The organism is Microbacterium sp. Ld4 (assembly GCF_045066555.1).
Classification (GTDB): domain Bacteria; phylum Actinomycetota; class Actinomycetes; order Actinomycetales; family Microbacteriaceae; genus Microbacterium.
In genome coordinates, this window is record NZ_JBISHE010000013.1 from 556,388 (window position 1) to 576,607 (window position 20,220).

General features: G+C 72.6%; 17 protein-coding genes. 14 read left to right on the plus strand and 3 right to left on the minus strand.

The window, feature by feature from the left end; translation table 11 throughout:
* Nucleotides 1-75 precede the first annotated feature (75 nt).
* The 3 genes from ACJJV7_RS13345 to ACJJV7_RS13355 are packed head-to-tail and all read left to right on the plus strand — an operon-like array spanning nt 76 to nt 2,101.
* Nucleotides 76-684 (plus strand): hypothetical protein, encoded by a 609-nt coding sequence (locus ACJJV7_RS13345; RefSeq protein ID WP_405373988.1) that lies wholly within the window; start codon nt 76-78, stop codon nt 682-684.
* On the plus strand, nt 681-1,229 hold the full coding sequence (locus ACJJV7_RS13350) for a hypothetical protein (protein ID WP_405373986.1): 549 nt from the start codon (nt 681-683) through the stop codon (nt 1,227-1,229). The genes ACJJV7_RS13345 and ACJJV7_RS13350 overlap by 4 nt, the downstream gene beginning before the upstream one ends.
* Complete coding sequence (locus ACJJV7_RS13355) at nt 1,226-2,101, plus strand: hypothetical protein (protein WP_405373984.1); 876 nt, start codon at nt 1,226-1,228, stop codon at nt 2,099-2,101. The genes ACJJV7_RS13350 and ACJJV7_RS13355 overlap by 4 nt, the downstream gene beginning before the upstream one ends.
* 1 nt (nt 2,102) lies before the next feature.
* Here ACJJV7_RS13355 and ACJJV7_RS13360 read toward each other — a convergent pair whose 3' ends face one another.
* Both ACJJV7_RS13360 and ACJJV7_RS13365 read right to left on the minus strand, forming a co-directional pair.
* Nucleotides 2,103-2,636 (minus strand): ribonuclease H, encoded by a 534-nt coding sequence (locus tag ACJJV7_RS13360; RefSeq protein ID WP_405373983.1) that lies wholly within the window; start codon nt 2,634-2,636, stop codon nt 2,103-2,105.
* Nucleotides 2,637-2,797: 161 nt separating this feature from the next.
* Entirely contained in the window at nt 2,798-3,775 is a 978-nt protein-coding gene (locus ACJJV7_RS13365; RefSeq protein ID WP_405373981.1) for a zinc-binding dehydrogenase, read from the minus strand.
* 70 nt (nt 3,776-3,845) lie between these two features.
* Between ACJJV7_RS13365 and ACJJV7_RS13370 the strand changes: the two genes are divergently transcribed.
* The 11 genes from ACJJV7_RS13370 (at nt 3,846) to ACJJV7_RS13420 (ending at nt 16,391) form a co-directional block, all read left to right on the plus strand.
* Nucleotides 3,846-4,445, plus strand: coding sequence for a TetR/AcrR family transcriptional regulator (locus ACJJV7_RS13370; protein WP_405373979.1), 600 nt, complete (start codon nt 3,846-3,848; stop codon nt 4,443-4,445).
* 91 nt (nt 4,446-4,536) lie between these two features.
* A complete protein-coding gene (locus ACJJV7_RS13375; protein ID WP_405373977.1) occupies nt 4,537-5,712 on the plus strand; it encodes a glycosyltransferase family protein in 1,176 nt (391 codons plus the stop codon).
* On the plus strand, nt 5,702-6,946 hold the full coding sequence (locus ACJJV7_RS13380; RefSeq protein ID WP_405373975.1) for a glycosyltransferase: 1,245 nt from the start codon (nt 5,702-5,704) through the stop codon (nt 6,944-6,946). Before ACJJV7_RS13375 ends, ACJJV7_RS13380 begins: the two co-directional genes overlap by 11 nt.
* Entirely contained in the window at nt 6,946-8,085 is a 1,140-nt protein-coding gene (locus ACJJV7_RS13385) for a glycosyltransferase family 4 protein (protein ID WP_405374921.1), read from the plus strand. The genes ACJJV7_RS13380 and ACJJV7_RS13385 overlap by 1 nt, the downstream gene beginning before the upstream one ends.
* Nucleotides 8,082-9,905, plus strand: coding sequence for an ABC transporter ATP-binding protein (locus ACJJV7_RS13390; RefSeq protein WP_405373973.1), 1,824 nt, complete (start codon nt 8,082-8,084; stop codon nt 9,903-9,905). Before ACJJV7_RS13385 ends, ACJJV7_RS13390 begins: the two co-directional genes overlap by 4 nt.
* Nucleotides 9,902-11,008, plus strand: a complete 1,107-nt coding sequence (locus ACJJV7_RS13395; protein ID WP_405373971.1) for a phosphotransferase family protein — start codon at nt 9,902-9,904, stop codon at nt 11,006-11,008. Before ACJJV7_RS13390 ends, ACJJV7_RS13395 begins: the two co-directional genes overlap by 4 nt.
* Nucleotides 11,005-12,060 carry a phosphotransferase family protein gene (locus tag ACJJV7_RS13400; RefSeq protein WP_405373969.1) on the plus strand — a complete coding sequence of 352 codons (1,056 nt, stop codon included), beginning with the start codon at nt 11,005-11,007 and terminating at the stop codon, nt 12,058-12,060. The genes ACJJV7_RS13395 and ACJJV7_RS13400 overlap by 4 nt, the downstream gene beginning before the upstream one ends.
* A gap of 65 nt (nt 12,061-12,125) precedes the next feature.
* The gene (locus tag ACJJV7_RS13405) at nt 12,126-12,770 is read left to right on the plus strand and encodes a GntR family transcriptional regulator (RefSeq protein ID WP_405373967.1); all 645 of its coding nucleotides are present in this window, start codon (nt 12,126-12,128) and stop codon (nt 12,768-12,770) included.
* A complete protein-coding gene (locus ACJJV7_RS13410) occupies nt 12,767-14,293 on the plus strand; it encodes an MmgE/PrpD family protein (protein ID WP_405373965.1) in 1,527 nt (508 codons plus the stop codon). Before ACJJV7_RS13405 ends, ACJJV7_RS13410 begins: the two co-directional genes overlap by 4 nt.
* Nucleotides 14,293-15,204, plus strand: coding sequence for a methylisocitrate lyase (gene prpB / locus ACJJV7_RS13415; RefSeq protein WP_405373963.1), 912 nt, complete (start codon nt 14,293-14,295; stop codon nt 15,202-15,204). Before ACJJV7_RS13410 ends, prpB begins: the two co-directional genes overlap by 1 nt.
* Nucleotides 15,201-16,391, plus strand: a complete 1,191-nt coding sequence (locus tag ACJJV7_RS13420; protein WP_405373961.1) for a bifunctional 2-methylcitrate synthase/citrate synthase — start codon at nt 15,201-15,203, stop codon at nt 16,389-16,391. Before prpB ends, ACJJV7_RS13420 begins: the two co-directional genes overlap by 4 nt.
* Nucleotides 16,392-16,506: 115 nt before the next feature.
* Here ACJJV7_RS13420 and ACJJV7_RS13425 read toward each other — a convergent pair whose 3' ends face one another.
* Complete coding sequence (locus ACJJV7_RS13425; RefSeq protein ID WP_405373959.1) at nt 16,507-20,076, minus strand: choice-of-anchor I family protein; 3,570 nt, start codon at nt 20,074-20,076, stop codon at nt 16,507-16,509.
* Nucleotides 20,077-20,220: the final 144 nt, after the last annotated feature.

Genomic DNA, 20,220 nt, shown 5'->3' on the forward strand with positions numbered 1-20,220 from the left:
GCGAGCGGCTGCCGCCGCGCACGGCCGTCGACCCGCGAACGGTTAGGGTCGTCGTAGTCTCCGGAAAGGTCTTCGATGTCGCTTCGCGCCGAGTTGCTCGGTTCCGGGCCCGATCGCCCGTCGTTCGCGGTGCTCATGCCCACGGAGTGGGAGGCGGTCGACCCTGAACTCACCGCCGTGGACCAGCGCACCGCATCGGTGCTGGCGACCCTGCCCGTGGAAGCTCGAGGTGTGATCCGTGCGCACCTCGACGCGCTCCGGGAGACATCGCGGGTGCAGGCGGCGAAGGGTGACGTGATCGCGGTCCTCGCCCCCGTGGGAACGATGGACGGCGTCGCCGCGCCCGTCGCGCTCGCGGCATCCTGGATGTCCGCCCCCGGCGGGAGAGCCGCGGCCGACCTCGGCGGCGAGGCGATCGCACGCTGGGGTGCGGCTCCGCTCGATCCCGGCGGCACGATTCTGCGGTGGTCGTTGGATGCCACGACGACGATCGAGGAGGGCGAGATCGAGGTCGCCGGTCACGGATACCTGCTCCGCGTCCCCGGAGATCCGCGCACCGCTCTCGTGTTCCGGTCGACGATCCTGCGCGAGGCGCAGGGTGCGCGCGTCCCCGACGAGGGCGTCGCCGCGATGGCGCGGGTGTGCGATGCGATCGTCGCGAGCGTCCGGTGGAAGCAGCGATGACCGCCATCGCGCTCCGCCCCGACGACACGGTGTGGTCGGAGGTCCCCGAGTCGGAGCAGCTCGATCCGTGGCTGCGGGCGCAGGTCGACGCCGCTCCCGCCGATCGCCGCAGTCGCATCGTCGACGCGGGACTGCTCGCCGCGCGGACCCGACTCGAGTCCGACGCGAGCATCGTGCTCTTCCTCAACATCTCGCACGGCGTCGTGCTGTCCGCGCTCGCCGTCTATGCCTGGGACGACGTGCCCGCGGCTGAAGACGCCGACAGCGCGGCTGCGATCGCCGTCGGAGCCGTGCCGACCCCGTGGGACGTCGACACCCACGACGTGCAGCTCGGACCGTGGCAGGGGTGGCGCGTCACGATCCTCGACGACGCGAACGGCGCCGGCCCGGCCGTGACCGCGACGACGGCGTGGACGGTCTACATCCTCGACATCGGCGGTCGCTGCGTCGTCGCCGTGCTCGCTCCGCTCCCGCCTGAGGCCGCCGTGCTCGCCCAACACCACAGCGAGCGCGCGCTCGCGACACTCGAAACAGGAACGACGTGACCGCAGTGGACGACGCCCGCATCGCATCGCTGACGGATGCCGCCCGGCCTCGCATCGAGAACGCGCTTCGTGCGCCGCAGTTCTCGGCGGGGATGGTCGAGGTGAACGTGTTCCGTGTCGCCGGCCACACCGAACTGGCGGACCGCGTCGCCGACACGGTCGGCGCCGCCGGTCCGGCCGCGGTCGCTGATGCGAAGCGGCACCTCGCCCAGACCTTCGGTGCGCGCAATCCGGAGCGCGGCTGGCTCGGGTTCGTCATGTTCGTGTCCGTGCTCTCGAGCGCATTCGCCGCGGCTGCGGCATCCGGTGTCCGGAGTGACGCCGTGGCGCTCGCGCCGTGGGCGACGACGCTCGCCGGGGTCGCGGTGCTCGCACAGGTCGTCGTGTTGGCGGGGTCGCGACTGCGCCCGGTGAACCGCTTCATCGTCAGGATGCAGCTCTTCGTCGTCGCCGCGCTTGTCCTCGCTGCGCTGCTCTCGCTCTCGCAGGGGCGTTCGGACTCGGGGGGCATCGTTGCCGTCTGCGCTGCGGTCGCTGCGGCGCTCGCAACGGTCATCACGATCATCCGGGCGCGCGGTGGCGCGGCGACGCAGGACATCGACCTCAGTGTCGAGCGCGCATACCTCCGGGCGATCGAGCAGGTCGACGAGGTCGCGCGCAGGGCGCAGCGTGACGTCGCTGCCGCCCTTGATCAGCGCGAGGCCGCGGTGCTGGTGGCGGTGCGCGCCCGCCTGCTCGAGGAGTTCGGCGCCCGACGGCCGGAGCTCTCGGGCCTCGACCTCGATGCGCCGGCTGGAGCGATGATCATCGCCTCGAAGGCCGAACCCGATCGGTGGCTGCCCGCCGCGATGGCGAAGAGCCGCACGCGGTAGATCAGCGTTTCTTCTTCGGCGCTTCGGCGACGTCGAGCGGCTCGTGCGTGCCGCCCAGCGACGACCACGCCGAGGCGCGGCCGGACGCCGCGTGCTCCGCGGCCCGCACGGCGCGCTCGTCGGCCCATTCGTTGAGGACATGCCCGCGGTGTCCGCGCACGTGCTCGAGCGTCACGTCCGGCATGCCCGACGCGCGGCGCGCTTCGCGGGCGTCGATGAGCTGCTCGAGGAGGTCGCGGTTCTTGGCAGGGGCGCCGGTGGAGGTCTTCCAGCCTCGGCGGCGGTGGCCGTCCATCCACTTCTCGTAGGTGTCGATCGCGTATTTCGAGTCGGCTTGCACCACGAGCTCGCGCACGTCCGGATGGTCGACGATCGCCTTCAGCAGGCCGAGGAGCTCGCCGATGTTGTTCGTGCCCTCGGGGAGGGAGCCCGCGGCCCACTGCCCGTCTTCGCCCACCCACGCCCAGCCGGTCGGTCCAGGGTTGCCCTTGCAAGCGCCGTCGGTGGCCACGACATATCGGGAGATCTCACTCACCCGTTAACGCTACCCGTGCGGCCGGGGTTTCACCGCCGGGGGTATCGTGTGCGATCCGGCGGACCCGCCGCCGGATCGGTTCCGCTTAGCTGGCTTCGCCGCAGAAGGGAGCCCGCCATGGCCGATGACGCCGAGCTGATCGCCGCGTCACGGGCGGTGGCTCACGGGCGCAGCAGCACCTTCCCGACGCGGCCGGCGGTGAGGCTGGCGCGGGCGGCGTCGCGTGCCTGGTCGAGCGGGAAGGTCGCCGACACGGGCAGAGTCAGCACGCCCGACGACAGGTGTTCGGCGAGCTCGCCGAACAGCCGGCCGCGCGTGGCGGCATCCATCTCCGTGCTGACCTTGCTGCCCCAGAATCCCTTGATGGTGATGTGGCGGAAGATGACCGGGCCCGAGGCGAGCTGCATGACCGGGGCATCCATCGCGCCGAAGACGACGAGGGTGGCGTTCTCGCCGAGGAGCGAAAGGACGTGACCGCTCGACTCGCCGCCGACCGAGTCGACGCCGGCGATGACCGAGGCACCGCCGGTGATCTCGGCGACCTGGTCCTGCCAGTCGTCGGCGTCGACGGCGACGATGCGGTCGATGCCCTGCTCGGCGAGTTCCGTGACGGCGGCGCTGCGACGGACGAGCCCGATGACGTTGATGCCGCGCGCGCGGCCGATCTGGGCCACCATGCGGCCGACCGCGCCGTTCGCGGCGTTCTGGACGATCCAGTCGCCCGGCTTCAGGTCGAGGAAGTCGATGAGGCTGATGGCGCTGAACGGCATCGAGACCAGCTGGGCGGCCTGCTCGTCGGGGAGGCCCTCGGGGACGGGGATCAGTCCGGCCGCGCGGGCGACGAACTGCTCGGCCCACACGCCGAAGGTGCCGCCGGTCGCGACGCGCTGTCCGACGGTGAGGGTGTCGACGCCCTCGCCCAGGGCCTCGACGACCCCGACGGCCTCGGTGCCGGCGCGGGCGGGGAGCTCGGGCTTGAAGCCGTAGGTGCCTCGGACGGTCCAGAGGTCGTGGTTGTGGATGGGGGAGAAGAGCAGGCGCACGCGCACCTCGCCGGCGCCGGGCTCGGGGGTCGGGGCGTCGGTGACCTCGAGGACTTCGGCCGGCTCGCCGAAGACGGGGTGGGTGAGTGCGCGCATGGTTCCTCCTGAAGAGACGGTTTTTGTAACGACTGGTCTAATATAGACCCGAACCCTGGAAGGAGCCTCCGTGGGCCGCATCCTGACCTATGACCGCGACCGCGTCGTCCGTGCTGCCCGCGACGTCTTCTGGAACCGCGGATACACCGACGCGGGCATCGGCGACCTGGAGCAGGCGACCGGACTCGGGCGGTCGAGCCTCTACCACGCCTTCGGGAGTAAGAAGGGGCTGTTCGAAGCCGTGGTCGCCGCCTACCTGAGCGAGGTGGTCCGCACCCGGCTCGCCCCGCTGCAGGAGCCCGACGTCAGCCCTGAGGCGATCGACCGGTACATCGCCGAGATGCGGAGCGCACTGACGTCGTCGTCGGCACGGTCGCGGTCGGGATGCCTGCTCCTCAACGCCGCCTGCAGCCCGATCGTCGACGACGAGCCCGACGTCCGCGCGCTCGTCACGGCGTACACCGACGAGCTCCGCCGCGCCGTCGCGGCGGGCGTGGCGGCCCGGCGACCCGATCTCGACGGTGCCTCCTCGGCCGCGCTCGCCGAGGTGTGCGCCTCGCTCGTGATCTCGGCGCTCGTCGCCGCGCGGACTGATGCAGACGCCGCAGCGCGCACGCTCGACACGATCGGCGGGGCGCTGGACGCCTGGGATCGGCGCTCTCCGCGGTGAGGCTAAGCCCGCTCTCATGTGGGCTTCACACCCGACTTAGTCGCCTTCGGCACGGTGGATATCACGACGATCCCCCTACTGGAGGCGCCCCATGGCCATTCGCATCGCGCTCTACTCGCACGACTCCGTCGGCCTCGGCCACGTGCGGCGGAACCTCGCCATCGCGCACGCGCTCACCGAGTCGCTGCCCGCGCTGACCGGCGAAGAGGTGACCGGGCTGCTCATCACGGGGCAGCCCGTCGCCACCTCGTTCGACACCCCGGCGGGGTGGGACTGGCTGGTGCTGCCCGGGATCGAGCCGGGGTCGCGGGGCTACGTCCCCCGCCATCTCACGATCGGCATGGAGCCGCTCGCCGCCGTCCGGGGAGGCATCATCACCGCAGCCCTCGCCGCGTTCGCGCCCGACCTCGTCGTCATCGACCGCCACGCCCACGGGGTGCACGGCGAGCTCACCGGCGCGCTCCAGTGGCTGCGCGACCACCGCCCCGAGTGCATGACGGTGCTCGGACTCCGCGACCTGCTCGACCAGCCCGCCGCGACCGTCGCCGAGTGGCGGGCGCTCGGCGGAGCGGTATCCGTCCGTCGGAGCTTCGACCAGATCTGGGTGTACGGCGACCCGGCCGTCCACGACATCTCCGTCTCGGGCGAGATGCCTGCGGGTCTCCGCCCGCTCGTCCGCCACACCGGCTACCTGTCCCACGGACGGCGAGCCACGGCGCGAGGCGTCGGCGACGGCGACTTCGTCTTCACGACGGTCGGCGGCGGCTCGGACGGGCACGCGCTGGCGTCGGCTGCGGCGCAGGTCGCCCTCCCCGCCGGCGTCGCGCACGTCGTCGTCACCGGCCCCGAGATGCCCGCGAAGGAGCGGCGGGCCATCCGCGCCGCGGCCGCGCCCGGAACCACCGTGCGCAAGAAGGTGCCCGACGCGCTCGGCTACATGCAGAAGGCGCGCGCCGTGATCAGCATGGGCGGGTACAACACGGTCGCCGAGGCCATGAGCACCACGACGCCCGTCCTCGTCGTGCCGCGGAGCGCCCGCCGCCAGGAGCAGAAGCTCCGCGCCGCCGCGCTCGCCGGCATCGGCGCCATCGACACCATCAGCACGGCCGAGGCGACCCCGGCGGCCCTGTCGGACTGGGTGGCTCGGGTCATCGGCACGCAGGTCCACCGCGCCGGCGTCGACCTCGGTGGTCTCGAGGCGGTCGGATCGATCGCCGCCGACCTCCTCGCGACTCGCGACCGGGAGGTGATCGGCCGTGCGGGCTGAGCGGACTCCCCGGATCGGATACGTCCTGAAGGTCTATCCCCGCTTCTCGGAGACCTTCGTCGTCACCGAGATCCTCGCCCGCGAAGCCGCCGGCGAAGACCTCGTCGTGTTCTCCCTGCGCCCGCCCGCCGACCCGCGCTTCCACCCCGAGCTGGCACGCGTCACCGCGCCCGTCCACTACATCGACCGCCCGACCAAGGCGAGCACGCTGTGGGCCGCGCTGCAGGGCGCCTCGGATGCCGTCCGCGCCGCCGTCTCGGTGCACCTGGACGACCTGCTCGCGGCCGAGGTCGACGACGCCGTCCAGGCGGTCCTGCTCGCCGACCGCGCCCTCGCCGAGCGCGTCACCCACCTGCACGCGCACTTCGCCTCGGTCGCCACCACGGTGGCCCGACTCGCGTCGCTGCTCACCGGCATCCCGTACTCGTTCACCGCACACGCGAAGGACATCTTCCACGAGTCGGTCGACGACGACGACCTGGCTCGCAAGTTCTCCGATGCCGCGTTCGCCGTGACGGTGAGCGACTTCAACCTCGCGCACGTCCGCGAGCGGATGCCGCGGGCCCGGGTCGCGCGCGTCTACAACGGACTCGAACTCGACCGCTTCCCGTTCTCGCCGCCGCGGGAGCGCGCCGGCGACCTGCGGGTGCTCGCCGTGGGCCGGCTGGTCGAGAAGAAGGGCTTCGCCGTGCTGGTCGACGCCGCCGCGATGCTCCGGGCCACCGGCATCCGTCTCACCGTCGACATCGTCGGCGGGGGAGAGCTGCAGGGCGACCTCGCCGCCCGGATCGCCGAGCGCGGGGTCGGAGATGTCGTCCGCCTCTCGGGGCCCCGACCGCAGCACGAGATCGCGGCGCTCCTGGCGGACGCCGACGTGTTCGTCGCTCCCTGCGTCGTCGGAGCCGACGGCAACGCCGACGGCCTGCCGACGGTGCTGCTCGAAGCGATGGCCAGTGGAACGCCCTGCGTGTCGACGGCGGTCACCGGCATCCCCGAGGTCATCCGCGACGGTCGCACCGGGCTCCTCTGCGAGCCGGGAAGCGTCGCGGAGCTCGCGGACGCGCTCCGGCGTCTCGCTGCGGGCGAGGTCGACACCGCCCGCATGGCCGAGGCCGCCCGCCGGCTCGTCGAGGCCGAGTTCGATTCCCACGGTCAGGCCCGCGTCCTCGCGTCCCTGACCGCCGACGCCGTCGCGTCCGCACATCCGGCGGACGCATTCGAGGAGGTGGCGTGATGCGAGTGGCTTACATCTGTGTCGACCCGGGGGTGCCGGTCTTCGGCACCAAGGGGGCGTCCGTCCACGTGCAGGAGATCGTGCGTGCCTTCCGTGCCCGCGGCGATGAGGTGACCATCTACTGCACCCGGGCGGGCACCGACGTTCCCCCCGATCTCGCCGATGTGCCGGTGGTCGAGCGGCGGGTCCGCGCCGGCGACACGGCCTCGCGCGAAGTGGCGATCGCCCGCGCCGCTCGCGAGCTCGCCGCCGAGGCCGCCGCGAGCGACTTCGTCTACGAGCGGTTCTCGCTCTTCAGCGACGCCTCGGCGCGGGTGTCCGCACCTGCCGTCGTCGAGGTGAACGCGCCGCTGATCGACGAGCAGCGCACGCACCGCGAGCTCGTGGACGAGCGCGGAGCGGATGCCGCAGCGCGCCGCGTCCTCGCCGCCGCCGACGTCGTCGCCTGCGTCTCGGAGCCCGTCGCCGCCTGGGCCGAGGAGCACGGTGCCCGGCGCGCGCTCGTGGCTCCGAACGGGGTGAACACCGCCCGCATCCGGCCCTCCGACCGGGCCGCACGGCGCCCCGCGGACCGGCCGCTCGAGGTCGGATTCGTCGGCACCCTCAAGCCGTGGCACGGCGTCGAGGTGCTCATCGACGCGATGGCCCTCCTGCCGGCCGCGGTCGCGCGCCTCGTCGTGATCGGCGACGGACCCGAGGCGCCCGCGCTCCGGGAGCGCGCGGTGCGTCTCGGCGTGCCGGTCGACTTCCGCGGTGCCGTCGCCCCGGCGGCGATGCCCGCCGCCCTCGCGGGCCTCGATGTCGGTGTCGCGCCGTACCCGGCCGACGGCGATGCCTACTTCTCGCCGCTGAAGGTCTACGAATACCTGGCGGCAGGGCTGCCGGTGATCGCGTCCGAGGTCGGGCAGCTCCCCGCTGCGGTCACCCACGCCATGACAGGGCTTCTCGTGCCCGCCGGGTCGGCACCCGCCCTCGCCGCCGCGATCGCAGAGCTGGCCTCGGCGCCGGTCGCCCGCCGCCGCATGGCGCAGGCGGCGCGGGATGCCGCGGTGACCCGTCACGACTGGTCGATCGTGCTCGCCTCGATCCTGAACGAGTCGCCGCGTGCCCGCCGTGACCAGGACGAGGTGGCCGCATGAGCGCGCGTCGCCGGGCCGCCCGGGCCGCTCGCACGCCGGGCCCGCTCCGCCGGACGCTCGCGATCGCCACGCCGTTCCTCCGAAAGCACCGCTGGCTCGTGCTCGCGGGCTTCGTGGCCCTGCTCGCCGAGGTCGCCTTCCGTGTGCTCGAGCCGTGGCCGCTGAAGGTCGCCGTCGACTCGCTCGCCGTCAGCCTCGGCGCCACCGGGCAGGCGACGGCGGGCATCCCCGCCGCCACGACCGGCCTGCTCGTGGCCTGCGGCGGCGCGCTGCTGGCGATCGTCTGCCTCCGGGCGCTCACGAGCTTCCTCTCGACGGTCGCCTTCGCGCTCGTCGGCTCCCGGGTCGCGACCGAGCTGCGGGCCAAGGTCTTCGCGCACCTGCAGTCGCTCTCGGTCCGCTATCACGCGTCGGCGCCCGCCGGCGACACCGTGCAGCGGCTCGTGGGCGATGTGGGACGGCTGCAGGAGGTCGCCGTCAGTGCCGGGCTGCCGCTGGTCGGCAACGTGCTCACGCTCGTGGTGCTCGCCGTCGTCATGCTCTGGCTCGACCCGATGCTCACCCTCATCGTGGCGGTGTCCGCCGCGGTCTACCTCCTGATGTCGCGGAGCTCGGCGCGGGCCATCACCGAGGCCTCGCGCACCACCCGTAAGGGAGAGGGTGCGCTCGCCGACACGGCCAGCGAGACCTTCGGCGCGATTCGCGTCGTCCAGGCCTACGGGTTGGAGGATGAGCGCGGCGCCTCGTTCGAGAAGGGCAACGAGAAGGCGCTCCACGAGGGCGTCAAGGCGCGGCGCCTGGCGGCCGCCCTCGAACGCCGCACCGACGTCATCGTCGGCATCGCGACCGCGCTCGTCCTCGTCGGCGGCGGGTGGCAGGTGCTGCAGCAGCAGATGACCCCCGGCGACCTGGTCGTGTTCGTGTCGTACCTGAAGATCGCCATGCGTCCCCTGAAGGACCTCGCGAAGTACACCGGCCGCATCGCGCGCGCCGCGGCATCCGGAGAACGCATCGCCGACCTCCTCGACGTGCCGGTCGACGTGACCGACGCCCCGGGAGCGATCGCGATGGGGCGTGCGAACGGAGACCTCCGCTTCGATAACGTCTTCCTCGCCGACGGTCGCGGCACGCCGCTGTTCCACGGCATCGACCTGCACATCCGAGCCGGCGAGACGGTGTGCCTCCTCGGGCCGTCGGGCGCGGGCAAGTCGACCCTCGCGTCGCTGGCGACCCGGACGGTCGACCCGGCCTGGGGCACGGTCAGCATCGACGGCGTCGACCTGCGCGAAGCCACCGTGGCGAGCGTCCGCTCCCAGGTGTCGGTGCTCCTGCAGGACACGGTGCTGTTCGCGACGACGGTGCGCGAGAACATCCGGTTCGGGCGCCTCGATGCGACCGATGACGAGATCGAGGATGCCGCGCGCGCGGCATCCGCTCACGAGTTCGTCCTCTCGCTGCCGGAAGGGTACGACACCCTCCTCGGTGGCCGTGGCGACACCCTGTCGGGCGGTCAGCGCCAGCGGATCGCGATCGCCCGGGCGATCCTCCGCGATGCTCCCATCGTCATCCTCGACGAGGCGACCACGGGGCTCGACCCGGCGTCGCGGAGCGCGGTCGCGGAGTCCATCTCCCTCCTCACGGAGGGCCGGACCACGATCACCATCACGCACGACGCCGCCGCCGCGGCAGCGGCCGATCGACTGATCTGGCTGGAGAACGGCCTGATCCTCGAAGACGGGCCGACGGCCGAGCTTCGAGCCAAGGAGGACTCCCGCATCGCCGCCTGGTTCCGGGCGTCGTCGGAGGGGGTGACGACATGAGGGAGGAGGATGCCGCCCCGCTCGCCGCTCGCGACCCCGCGATCCCGGGGCTGGCGACGCTGCTCTCGGCCGACCGGCTCGCCGAGGCCCTGGGCCACGAGGTGCGGCCCCGACGGGTGCGCTACAAGCCCGGGACGAGCGTCGTCGTCGCGTACGACACGGGCGGGGAGCGCCGCTGGGCCGCCGCCTTCGTCGATCCGGTCAAGCTCCGCACCGCCGTCGACCGCGCGGGTCGCGCGGGCTTCCGCGTCGACTCCGTGCCGGGCGCCGGGTCGGCGGTCGCCGGCCCCGCGCTCGCCGACCGGGCGCTTGTCCGGACCGTTTCGCGCGTCAGTGCCCTCGTGCCCGGGCTCTTCGACGAGGCCGTGATCCTCCGCCACAATCCGCACCGCCGCCTCGTCGTGCGTGCCCGCGATCGCGTGTTCAAGATCTCGCCGGCGGGCACGAAGACGGCGGGCCTCGGCAGCATCCGACTCGATCGCATGCTCCGGCCGGAGCGCATCGCCGACGGGGTCACCTCGACGCCGTGGTGGGGCGCCGGCGACCTCGCCGCCCGGCCGGGGGCGCCGTCGCGCTCGGCCGCGGCGGGCGCGCTCGCGTCGCTCCACCGGCTGACGCCGCCGCGGTCGCTTCCGGTGCTGGCGCCCCTCGTCGAGCTCGACGCGGCGGTCGGCGCCGTCACCACTCTCGCGCCGGCGCTCGGCCCGCGCGTGGCGGCCCTCGCCGGGCAGCTTGCGGCCGGCGTGGCCGGTGCCGCCGACACGCACGAGGTGCCGCTCCACGGCGACTTCTCGGCCGACCAGGTGCTGGTCGACGGCGCCGAGGTGCGGCTGATCGATTTCGACCGCGCCGGGCGCGGGCCGCTCGAGCGCGATCTCGGATCGTTCGCGGCCGACGCCCGGCTGCGCGGCCGCGGCGACGACGGTGACGCGTTCGTCGCCGAGTACCGTGCCCGCGGTGGCGGCCCCGTCGACGCCGGCGCGCTCCGGACGTGGACGTCGTTCTCGCTCCTGATGCGGGCGGTCGAGCCGTTCCGCGACGCCCGGAGCGGATGGGCGGGGCTCATCGACGACCGGCTCACGGCGGCGGAGGAGGCCCGGTGAGCGCGGGAGTGCTCCCCGAGGCGGTGCAGGTGGACGGCGCGCCCTGGCGTGTGGCGCGCGCCTGGCCGGCGGACGACGAGGCGACCACGGTCGAGCTGACGGCCGACGGAGAGCCGTCGGTGCGCGTCGGTGTCTGGCGCGCCGGCGGTCTCCACGTCGACCCGCCGGGCTCCGACCGGCGGCTTCCCGCCCTCGCCGACTGGGCGCCGCGAGGCGATGTCGTGTCGCACCGGCGCGGTCGCCGCGCGGTCGTCCGGGTCGCGGGCGGCTCGGCCTTCGTGAAGATCGTCCGGCCGGGCCGTGCCGAGGGAGTGCGCAGCGCCCACGAGCGGGCCGCCCCGTTCGCCACCTCGTTCCGCATGGCGGCAGCATCCGCGAGCGGCGACGACCTCGAACGCGGGGTCGTGCGGTTCACCGCGGTGCCCGGACGCACCCTGCACGATCTCGGCGCCGACGCCGCGCTGCCGGATGCCGCGTGGGAAGCCGCGTGGGACGCATTCGGCAGCGCGTGGGAGGCCGCGCTCACGGCGGCCGGCGATCCGGTCGCGGGGGCGCTCGGCATCCACACCCCGGCCGACGAGGCGCGCGTCCTCGCGGAGTGGGCGGAGAAGGGCGCCGCGCAGCTGCCTGCGCACGCCGCCCTGCTTCGCCGCCGCGCCGGCGACCTGGGGGAGCGGTTGACCTCACTTCCGCCGGCCTCGCCGACACTCGCGCACCGCGATCTCCACGACAAGCAGCTCCTCTGGGACGGCCACTCCACCGGCCTGCTCGACGTCGACACGGTCTGCCTCGCCGACCCTGCGCTCGATCTCGGCAACCTCCGCGCCCATGCCGCCTTCCGCGTGCGGCAGGGACGGTGGAGCGGTTCGCGGGCGGTGGCCGTCGAACGCGTCGTCGATCGCCTCGCCGCACGCCGGGGGATCGACCCGGGCCGACTGGCGCTGGCAGCTGCGGCGACGACCCTGCGGCTCGCGTGCGTCTACGCCTACCGCCCTCGGTGGCGCGCGCTCGCCGCGGATGTGGCGGCGACTGTGTATACCGAAAGCGGCTGAAACGGCCACCGAGCCGCCCGCTCGGGTTACTGTGGATACACAAAGACCTGAACCGGGAGGGATGCATGCGCGCCAGCGATCGTGCGTACGAGACCCTCCTCGACGAGATCCAGTCCGGGCGCCTCGCGCCGGGCACGGTGCTCGCAGAGGTCGAGCAGTCGGTGCGCCTCGGTGTGAGCCGCACGCCCCTGCGCGCGGCGCTCGGCCGGCTCGCGGCCGACGGCCTCGTCGCCCAGGCCTCGCCCCGGGTGACCGTGGTCACGGGCATCGACGTCGCGGACATCCGGGCCCTGTTCCACGTGCGGCGTGCACTCGAGGAGGCAGCGGCACGCCTGGCCGCCATCGCCCCCGACCGCGCCGCATTCCGCGCTCTCGCCGAGGAGTTCGCCCGCATCGAGCGCGACGGCGACGCTCCCGCGGCCGATGCGGACGGCTACTACGCGCTCATCGCCCGCTTCGACGCGACGCTGGATGCCGCCGTCGACAACGCCTACCTCACCTCCGCGCTCCGCACCGTCCGCACCCATCTCGTGCGCGTCCGACGACTCGCTCGCGACAATCCCGCCCGGCTCGCGGCATCCGTCGCCGAGCACCGCCTCATCGCCTCGGCGATCGAGGCCGGCGACTCCGAGCTCGCGGCCCACGCGACGCACATCCATCTCCATCACGCCCTGACCTCGATCCTCGACTCCCTGGAGGCCCCGTCATGACCGTCACCCACCACGTCCGCGTCTACCGCAGCGACGAGCCGCTGCCCCGCAGCGAGCAGCTCGCGACCAAGATCGCCGAGGTCGCCGTCGACCCGGTCGCCGTCGACGACGACGTGATCGACATGATCGTCAACCGGGTCATCGACAACGCCGCCGTGGCCGCCGCCTCGCTCACGCGTGCGCCCGTCAGCGCCGCCCGGGCGCAGGCGCTCTCGCACCCCGTCTCGCGCGGCGGCGACGGCGGCAGCGTCTTCGGCGCGGCGAGCACCGTCCGCACGAGCCCCGAGTGGGCGGCGTGGGCGAACGGCGTCGCCGTGCGCGAGCTCGACTACCACGACACCTTCCTCGCCGCGGAGTACTCGCACCCGGGCGACAACATCCCGCCGATCCTGGCCGTGGCGCAGCACGTCGGCGCCGACGGCGCGGCCCTCGTCCGCGGCCTCGCGACGGGGTACGAGATCCAGATCGACCTGGTGCGCGCGATCAGCCTGCACAAGCACAAGATCGATCATGTCGCCCACCTCGGCCCGTCGGCCGCCGCGGGCATCGGAACGCTCCTCGGCCTGAGCGCCGACACGATCTCCCAGGCCGTCGCCCAGGCCCTCCACACCACGACGGCGACGCGACAGTCCCGCAAGGGCGAGATCTCCACCTGGAAGGCGCACGCTCCCGCGTTCGCCGGGAAGATGGCGGTCGAGGCCGTCGACCGGGCGATGCGCGGCGAGACCTCGCCGAACCCCATCTACGAAGGTGAAGACGGCGTGATCGCCTGGCTGCTCGACGGCAAGGACGCGTCGTACGACGTGCCGCTGCCCGCTGCCGGCGAAGCGAAGCGCGGCATCCTCGACTCGTACACGAAGGAGCACTCGGCCGAGTACCAGGCGCAGGCCTGGATCGACCTCGCCCGCAAGCTCGGCGCCGCGCGGCCCGAGCTCCGCGATCCCGCGGACATCGCCTCGGTCGTGCTGCACACCAGCCATCACACGCACTACGTCATCGGCTCGGGCGCGGGTGATCCGCAGAAGTACGACCCGGCGGCATCCCGTGAGACGCTCGACCACTCGATCCCCTACATCTTCACCGTCGCGCTGCAGGACGGCGGCTGGCACCACGTCGACTCGTACGCCCCCGAGCGGGCCGGCCGGCCCGACACCGTCGCCCTCTGGCAGAAGGTGACGACCGCGGAGGATGCCGAGTGGACCCGCCGCTACCACTCCGAGGACCCCGCCGAGAAGGCCTTCGGCGGCCGGGTGGAGATCACCCTCACCGACGGCTCGACGGTCGTCGACGAGATCGCCGTGGCCGACGCGCACCCGCTGGGCGCCCGACCGTTCGCCCGCGCCGACTACGTCCGCAAGTTCCGTCTGCTCGCCGAGCCCGTGCTCGAGCCTGCCGAGATCGAGCGGTTCCTCGCGCTCGCCGAGCGTCTGCCCGAGCTCACCGCCGACGAGGTGCGCGAGCTGAACATCACCGCGGCCCCCGGCGTCCTCGAGGCGGCGCCGGCGCCGACAGGGCTGTTCTGATGCTGTACGCCACCGTCTCCGCGGCCGACAAGCGCCGCCTCTTCCGCGAGCGACTCGCCACCGGCGAGCTGCTGCGCTTCCCGGGAGCATTCAACCCGCTGTCGGCGCGGCTCATCGAGCGGAAGGGATTCGAGGGCGTCTACATCTCGGGCGCGGTGCTCTCGGCCGATCTGGGGCTGCCCGACATCGGCCTGACGACTCTCACCGAGGTCGCCGGGCGCGGCCAGCAGATCGCGCGGATGACGGACCTCCCCGCGATCATCGACGCCGACACCGGATTCGGTGAGCCGATGAACGTGGCCCGCACGATCCAGACGCTGGAGGATGCCGGCATCGCCGGCGCCCACATCGAGGATCAGGTCAACCCGAAGCGCTGCGGTCACCTCGACGGCAAGGCGGTCGTCGACGAGGAGACCGCCCTCCGGCGGATCCGCGCGGCGGTCGATGCGCGGCGCGACCCGAACTTCCTGGTGATGGCGCGCACCGACATCCGCGCCATCGACGGTCTCGACGCGGCGGCCGACCGCGCCCGTGCGCTGGTGGGCGCGGGTGCCGACGCGATCTTCCCCGAGGCGATGCGCACCCTCGAGGAGTTCGCCGCGGTGCGGGCGGCCGTCGACGTGCCGATCCTCGCGAACATGACCGAGTTCGGCAAGAGCGACCTCTTCACGGTCGATCAGCTCCGCGACGTCGGTGTCAACATCGTCATCTGGCCGGTGTCGCTGCTGAGGATGGCGATGGGGGCGGCCGGCAGCGCGCTCGATACGCTGGTCGACGAAGGCCACCTGACGTCGAGGCTCGGCGAGATGCAGCATCGTGCAGATCTCTACGACCTGATGGACTACGAGTCCTACAGCCACTTCGACGCCAACGTCTTCACCTTCCAGATCGCTGAACAGGAGTCACCGTGACCGAACCGGATGTCAAGAAGGGTCTCGCCGGCGTCTACGCCGATGTCACGGCGATCAGCAAGGTCAATCCCGAAACCAACTCGCTCCTGTACCGCGGATACCCGGTTCAGGAGCTCGCCGCCACCCAGTCCGTCGAGGCGGTCGCCTACCTCTTGTGGAACGGCGAGCTGCCGACCCCCGATCAGCTGGCCGAGCTGACGGCGATCGAGCGCGCAGGCCGGGCCCTCCCCGAGAACATCCGTGCGTTCATCGACGCGATGCCGGTCGACGCGCATCCGATGGACGAGGTGCGGACGGTCGTGAGCCTCCTCGGCGCCTTCGAGACGGCCGGCATCGCCAACGTCCTCGACGCCGCCGGCACCCCTGCGGAGAACCTCGACCGCAGCATCCGCCTGTTCGCGATCCTGCCCGCCGTGGTCGCCTACGGTCAGCGGCGCCGCCACGGCCTCGGCCCGGTGGAGCCTCGCGCCGATCTCGACTACGCGGCCAACTTCCTGTGGATGACGTTCGGCGATGAGCCGGATGCCGTCGTGGTCGACGCCTTCACGCGGTCGATGATCCTGTACTCCGAGCACTCCTTCAACGCGTCGACCTTCACCGGACGCGTCATCGCGTCGACGCTGAGCGACCTGTACTCGAGCGTCGTCGGTGCGATCGGCGCGCTCAAGGGCCCGCTCCACGGCGGGGCGAACGAGGCTGTCATGCACGTGTTCGACGAGATCGGCTCGGCCGAGAACGTCACGGCCTGGCTCGACGAGGCGCTGACGGCCAAGCGGAAGATCATGGGCTTCGGTCACCGCGTCTACAAGCGCGGCGACTCGCGCGTGCCGACGATGCGGGCGGCGCTCGAGACGCTGGTCGAGCACTACGGCCGCCCCGATGTCGCCGAGCTCTACGACACCCTCGAGTCGGAGTTCGTCTCCCGCAAGGGCATCTACCCGAATCTCGACTACCCGTCGGGCCCGGCGTACGCCCTGATGGGGTTCGACACGCTCACCTTCACGCCCCTCTTCATCGCCGCGCGGGTGACGGGGTGGACGGCGCACATCATGGAGCAGCAGGCCTCGAACGCCCTCATCCGGCCGCTGTCCGCGTACGACGGCCCCGACGAGCGCCATGTCGACGGCTATGTGCCGGATGCCGCCGAGGTCGAGGTGCTGGAGCGCCCCGAAGAGGCAGCCGGCTGAACGGACCGTTCGCCGCGACGGCCTGAGGCGATGAACGACCGCCCGGCTGCCTGAGCGACCACGTGCCGGAACGAGTGACGGCCCCCACCTGAGGCGGGGGCCGTCACTCGTTCGTTCAGACGCGGGAGTGGCGGCGCCTCATCAGGACGAGCCCGACGGTGATGAGCGCACCCGCTCCGGCGAGAAGGCCGACGAGAGGTGCGGCGTCGCCTCCGGTCGAGGCGAGCTCGCCTCCGTCGGGACCTGTCACCGAGCCGTCGCCCGTGCCGCCCCCGGCCGCCGGGTCGCCGTCCGTACCGGGCGTCTCGGCGCCGGGGGTTTCGGTGCCAGGTGTCTCCTCGCCGGGGGTCTCCTCACCGGGGGTCTCATCACCGGGGGTCTCCGGGTCCGTGCCCGGGTTCGGCTCGGCATCCGCGGCGGGAACGGCCCGTCCGAGCGGAGCGGGATCGACCACGTCGAAGGCGCCGAAGTAGGCCACCGTCGCCGCGAGGTCGATCTGGCCCGTGTCGGTGCGATCGGTGCCCTCGGCGAATGTCGCGAACCCGTCGCCCCCGCCGGCGAGGAACGAGTTGGTCACGACGGTGAAGGTGTCGGATGCCGTGATGGGCGTGCCCCGGTAGGTCATCGCGGTCACGTCGCCGGCGCGGCCGACGGTCTCACCGGCGAGCGGCGCCACCTCGGTGTACTCGTAGGTGAAGCCCTCCGAGACGCCCAGGTGGAGCTTCGGGCGGTCGCCGGTGGCCTTCCACTGCTGTTCGAGGATCTTCTCGATCTGCGCGCCGGTGAGGGTGACGGTGACGAGGGTGTTGGCGAACGGCTGCACTTCCGCCGCCTCCTTGTAGGTGACCACGCCGTCGGTGCCGCGCTCCAGGTCGGCGCGGAGGCCGCCCGGGTTCATCAGCGCGATCTGCGCGGGTGCGCCGGCGTAGTCGCCGTTCGACGTCGCCCAGAGGTACACGTCGGCCACCGTGTTGCCGAGTGCCGATTCGACGCCGCGGTCGCTGCCCTTGGTGCCGCCGCGGAGGATGTCGGCGCTGATGCGACCGACCGGGGCGGCGCCCTCGGTGGCGGCGACAGCAGCGGCATCCGTCACGATCTTGGCCACGGCCGCGTCGGGCGTCGCTGTCGTGCCGGCGAGGGTGAAGGTGCGCCCCGAGACGGACAGGAGCTCCTTCGAACGACGGTCGACCTGCAACTGCAATTCACCCATCGCCTTGCCGTACTCGGCGGCCTGGATCACGGGTCGGGAGTCCTTCGAGCCGTCGATCGGCACGGTGCAGGCGTAGGTCTGGTGGGTGTGAGCCGAGACGACGGCGTCGATCTCCGCTGACGCGCCGCGGATGAGTGCGCCGAAGTCCGACGGGTCGGATGCCACGGTGTCGCAGTTGTCCGAGACGGACGTGCCGGAGTGGGTGAGGAGGACGATGACGTCGGCGAGGTCGCCGGCGGTCAGCGTCGCGGCCACCCGGTTGGCGGCGGTGAGCTGGTCGCCGAACTCGATACCGGCGATGCCGGTGGGGCTCACCATCGTCGCGGTGTCGGGGGTGACGGTGCCGATGAAGGCCACCCGCACGCCGTCGACCGTCTGCACGGTGTATTCGGGCAGCGCCGGGGTGGCCGTGCCCTTCTTGTAGACGTTGGCGCCGAGGGCGAAGCGGCCGCCAGCCGCGCGCTGGGCGTCGGTGGGCGCCGAGGTGCCGTCGTTCCCGCCGAAGCGAGGGATGACCCGGTCGGTGAGGTCGGCGAAACCGCCGTCGAACTCGTGATTGCCGGCGGCGGAGACGTCGAGACCGGCGGCGAGGAGGGCGTCGATGGTCGGGTCGTCCTGCTGGATGAACGACGTGAACGTCGAGGCACCGATGTTGTCGCCGGCCGAGACGAACAGGGTGTTCGGGTTCTGGGCCCGCTCCGCGGCGACGACGCCGGCGAGCACGGCGGCTCCCGCTTCGCCGGAGCTTCCGGCTTCGATGCGGCCGTGGAAGTCGTTGACGGTGAGGATGTCGATGTCGATCGGGTCGAGGGCGTCCTCGATCTCGAGGATCGTGGTCGTGCCCGACACCTCGTTGCCCACCGCGAGCAGCGGCGTGCCGTTCGGCGAATCGGCGGCGGCGATGAACGCGATGCTCTCGGGGCCGAGGTCGCCGGCGCGCGCCAGGTCGCCGCCGTCCTCGACGGACTGCGAGAAGTCGCGGTTGTTCATATAGGTGACGAACGCCGGGGATGCCGGTGTGGTGATGTCGTACGCGACGACACCGCCGACACGCTCGAACCCGACGAAGGCATACGTGCGACCGCTCAGTTCGCCGATCGTGACCGACTCGGGCTCAGGGCCCTTGTCGTCGCTCCGGCCGTCGAGCCCCGACGCCGAGTGGTTCGAGTTGAAGAACGAGGGAACTGCGTCGGCGGTGATCTCCTCGAAGGCGTTCGCCGAATCCCAGACGAGGTCGCCGCCGGTCGTGTAGATCGAGAAAGAGCGGCCACCGAACGCGGACAGCGTCCGGTAGCAGCCGGCCGCATCGTCGAGACCCTCCTCCGTCGAGACGTTCAGCCGCCCGAGGTCGGCGTCACCGGTGAGGCCGGCGAGGGGGCTGTCGGCGCAGAGCGGGGCGAGGCCCTTCTTGCCGAGGTCCTTGACCCGTGCGCCTTCGACGTAGGTGCCCCACTCGCGGGCGTCGCCCTCGTTCGCGGTCACGAGGTAGGTGGTGCCGTTCGCGGTGTACGAGTCGATCGCGTCGGGCAGGGAGAGGCCGGTCAGCCCCGGGTAGGTGCGGGGACGGTAGCCGCCGTCGCGGTCGCTGGCATCGATCGCGTTCGCGGCGGCGCCCAGGTCGGTGCGCCCGAGCGGGTGGATGTCGGTGACGGTCGCCGAGGCGAGGTCGACGACGGCGAGGGCGTTGGCCTCCTGGAGGGTCGCATAGGCGGTGCTGCCCGAGACGGTGATGTACTCGGGCTCGAGGTTGCGGCTCACCGGGTGGTCGGCGCCCTCCGGGGTGGGGCCGAAGACGCGGACGGCGTCGTCGAGGGCGCCCGGTGCCTCGAAGGCGTGGAAGTCGGCGATGCGGACGGCGCCCTGCGCGGGCGCGGCCGTGCCCGTCGGGAGGGTGACGACCGCGATGGAGCCTTCGGGGTCGGTCGAGAAGTCGTCGGCGGGTTCGCCTTCGTTCGCGGCGACGGCGAAGGCGCCGTCGTCCGAGATGGTGACCATGTCGGGGAGGGCCCCGACCGTCACGGCGCCGAGGGTGGCGGATGCCGCGGTGTCGGCATCCGCGTCGAAGAAGACGAGCTGGCCGGGCGCGGTCTTGTCGGTCGCCTCGACGGCGATGACGCCCAGACCGTCGCTGCGGATGGCGACGGAGTTGGCGATGCCCGCCGACGTGAGCGAGAAGAGCTTCTTCGGGGCGGTCGGGTCGCTGTTGTCGAGCACGTCGAGGGCGCCCGCCTGCGCGTTGACGACGAAGAGGCGGTCGCCGTGGGCCTGGACGATCTCGGCGGCCGATTCGTCGAAGACGCCGGTCTCGTAGCTTCCGATCGGCGTGAGGGTCAGTGCGGCGTCGGGGGCCGATCGGGTGATCGGGTCGGCGACGACGGCCGCGGTGGCGGCGGGGGCGGCCGTGACGGCGAGGGTGCAGGTGAGCACCGCGGCCGCGCCGAATGCGGCGGCGCGGGAGAGAACGGGCGAAGGCATCGATTTCCTCGGGGTCGGGGCGGGCGCGAGACGCGCACGGTCGTGTCTATCGGCGTCGGGTGACCTCGGTATGACGCGCGGTGGACGGCGGGTGAACGGCCGGTGTCCGGTGCGCGGGTCGGCTGGCTCTGCCACCATGGCCAG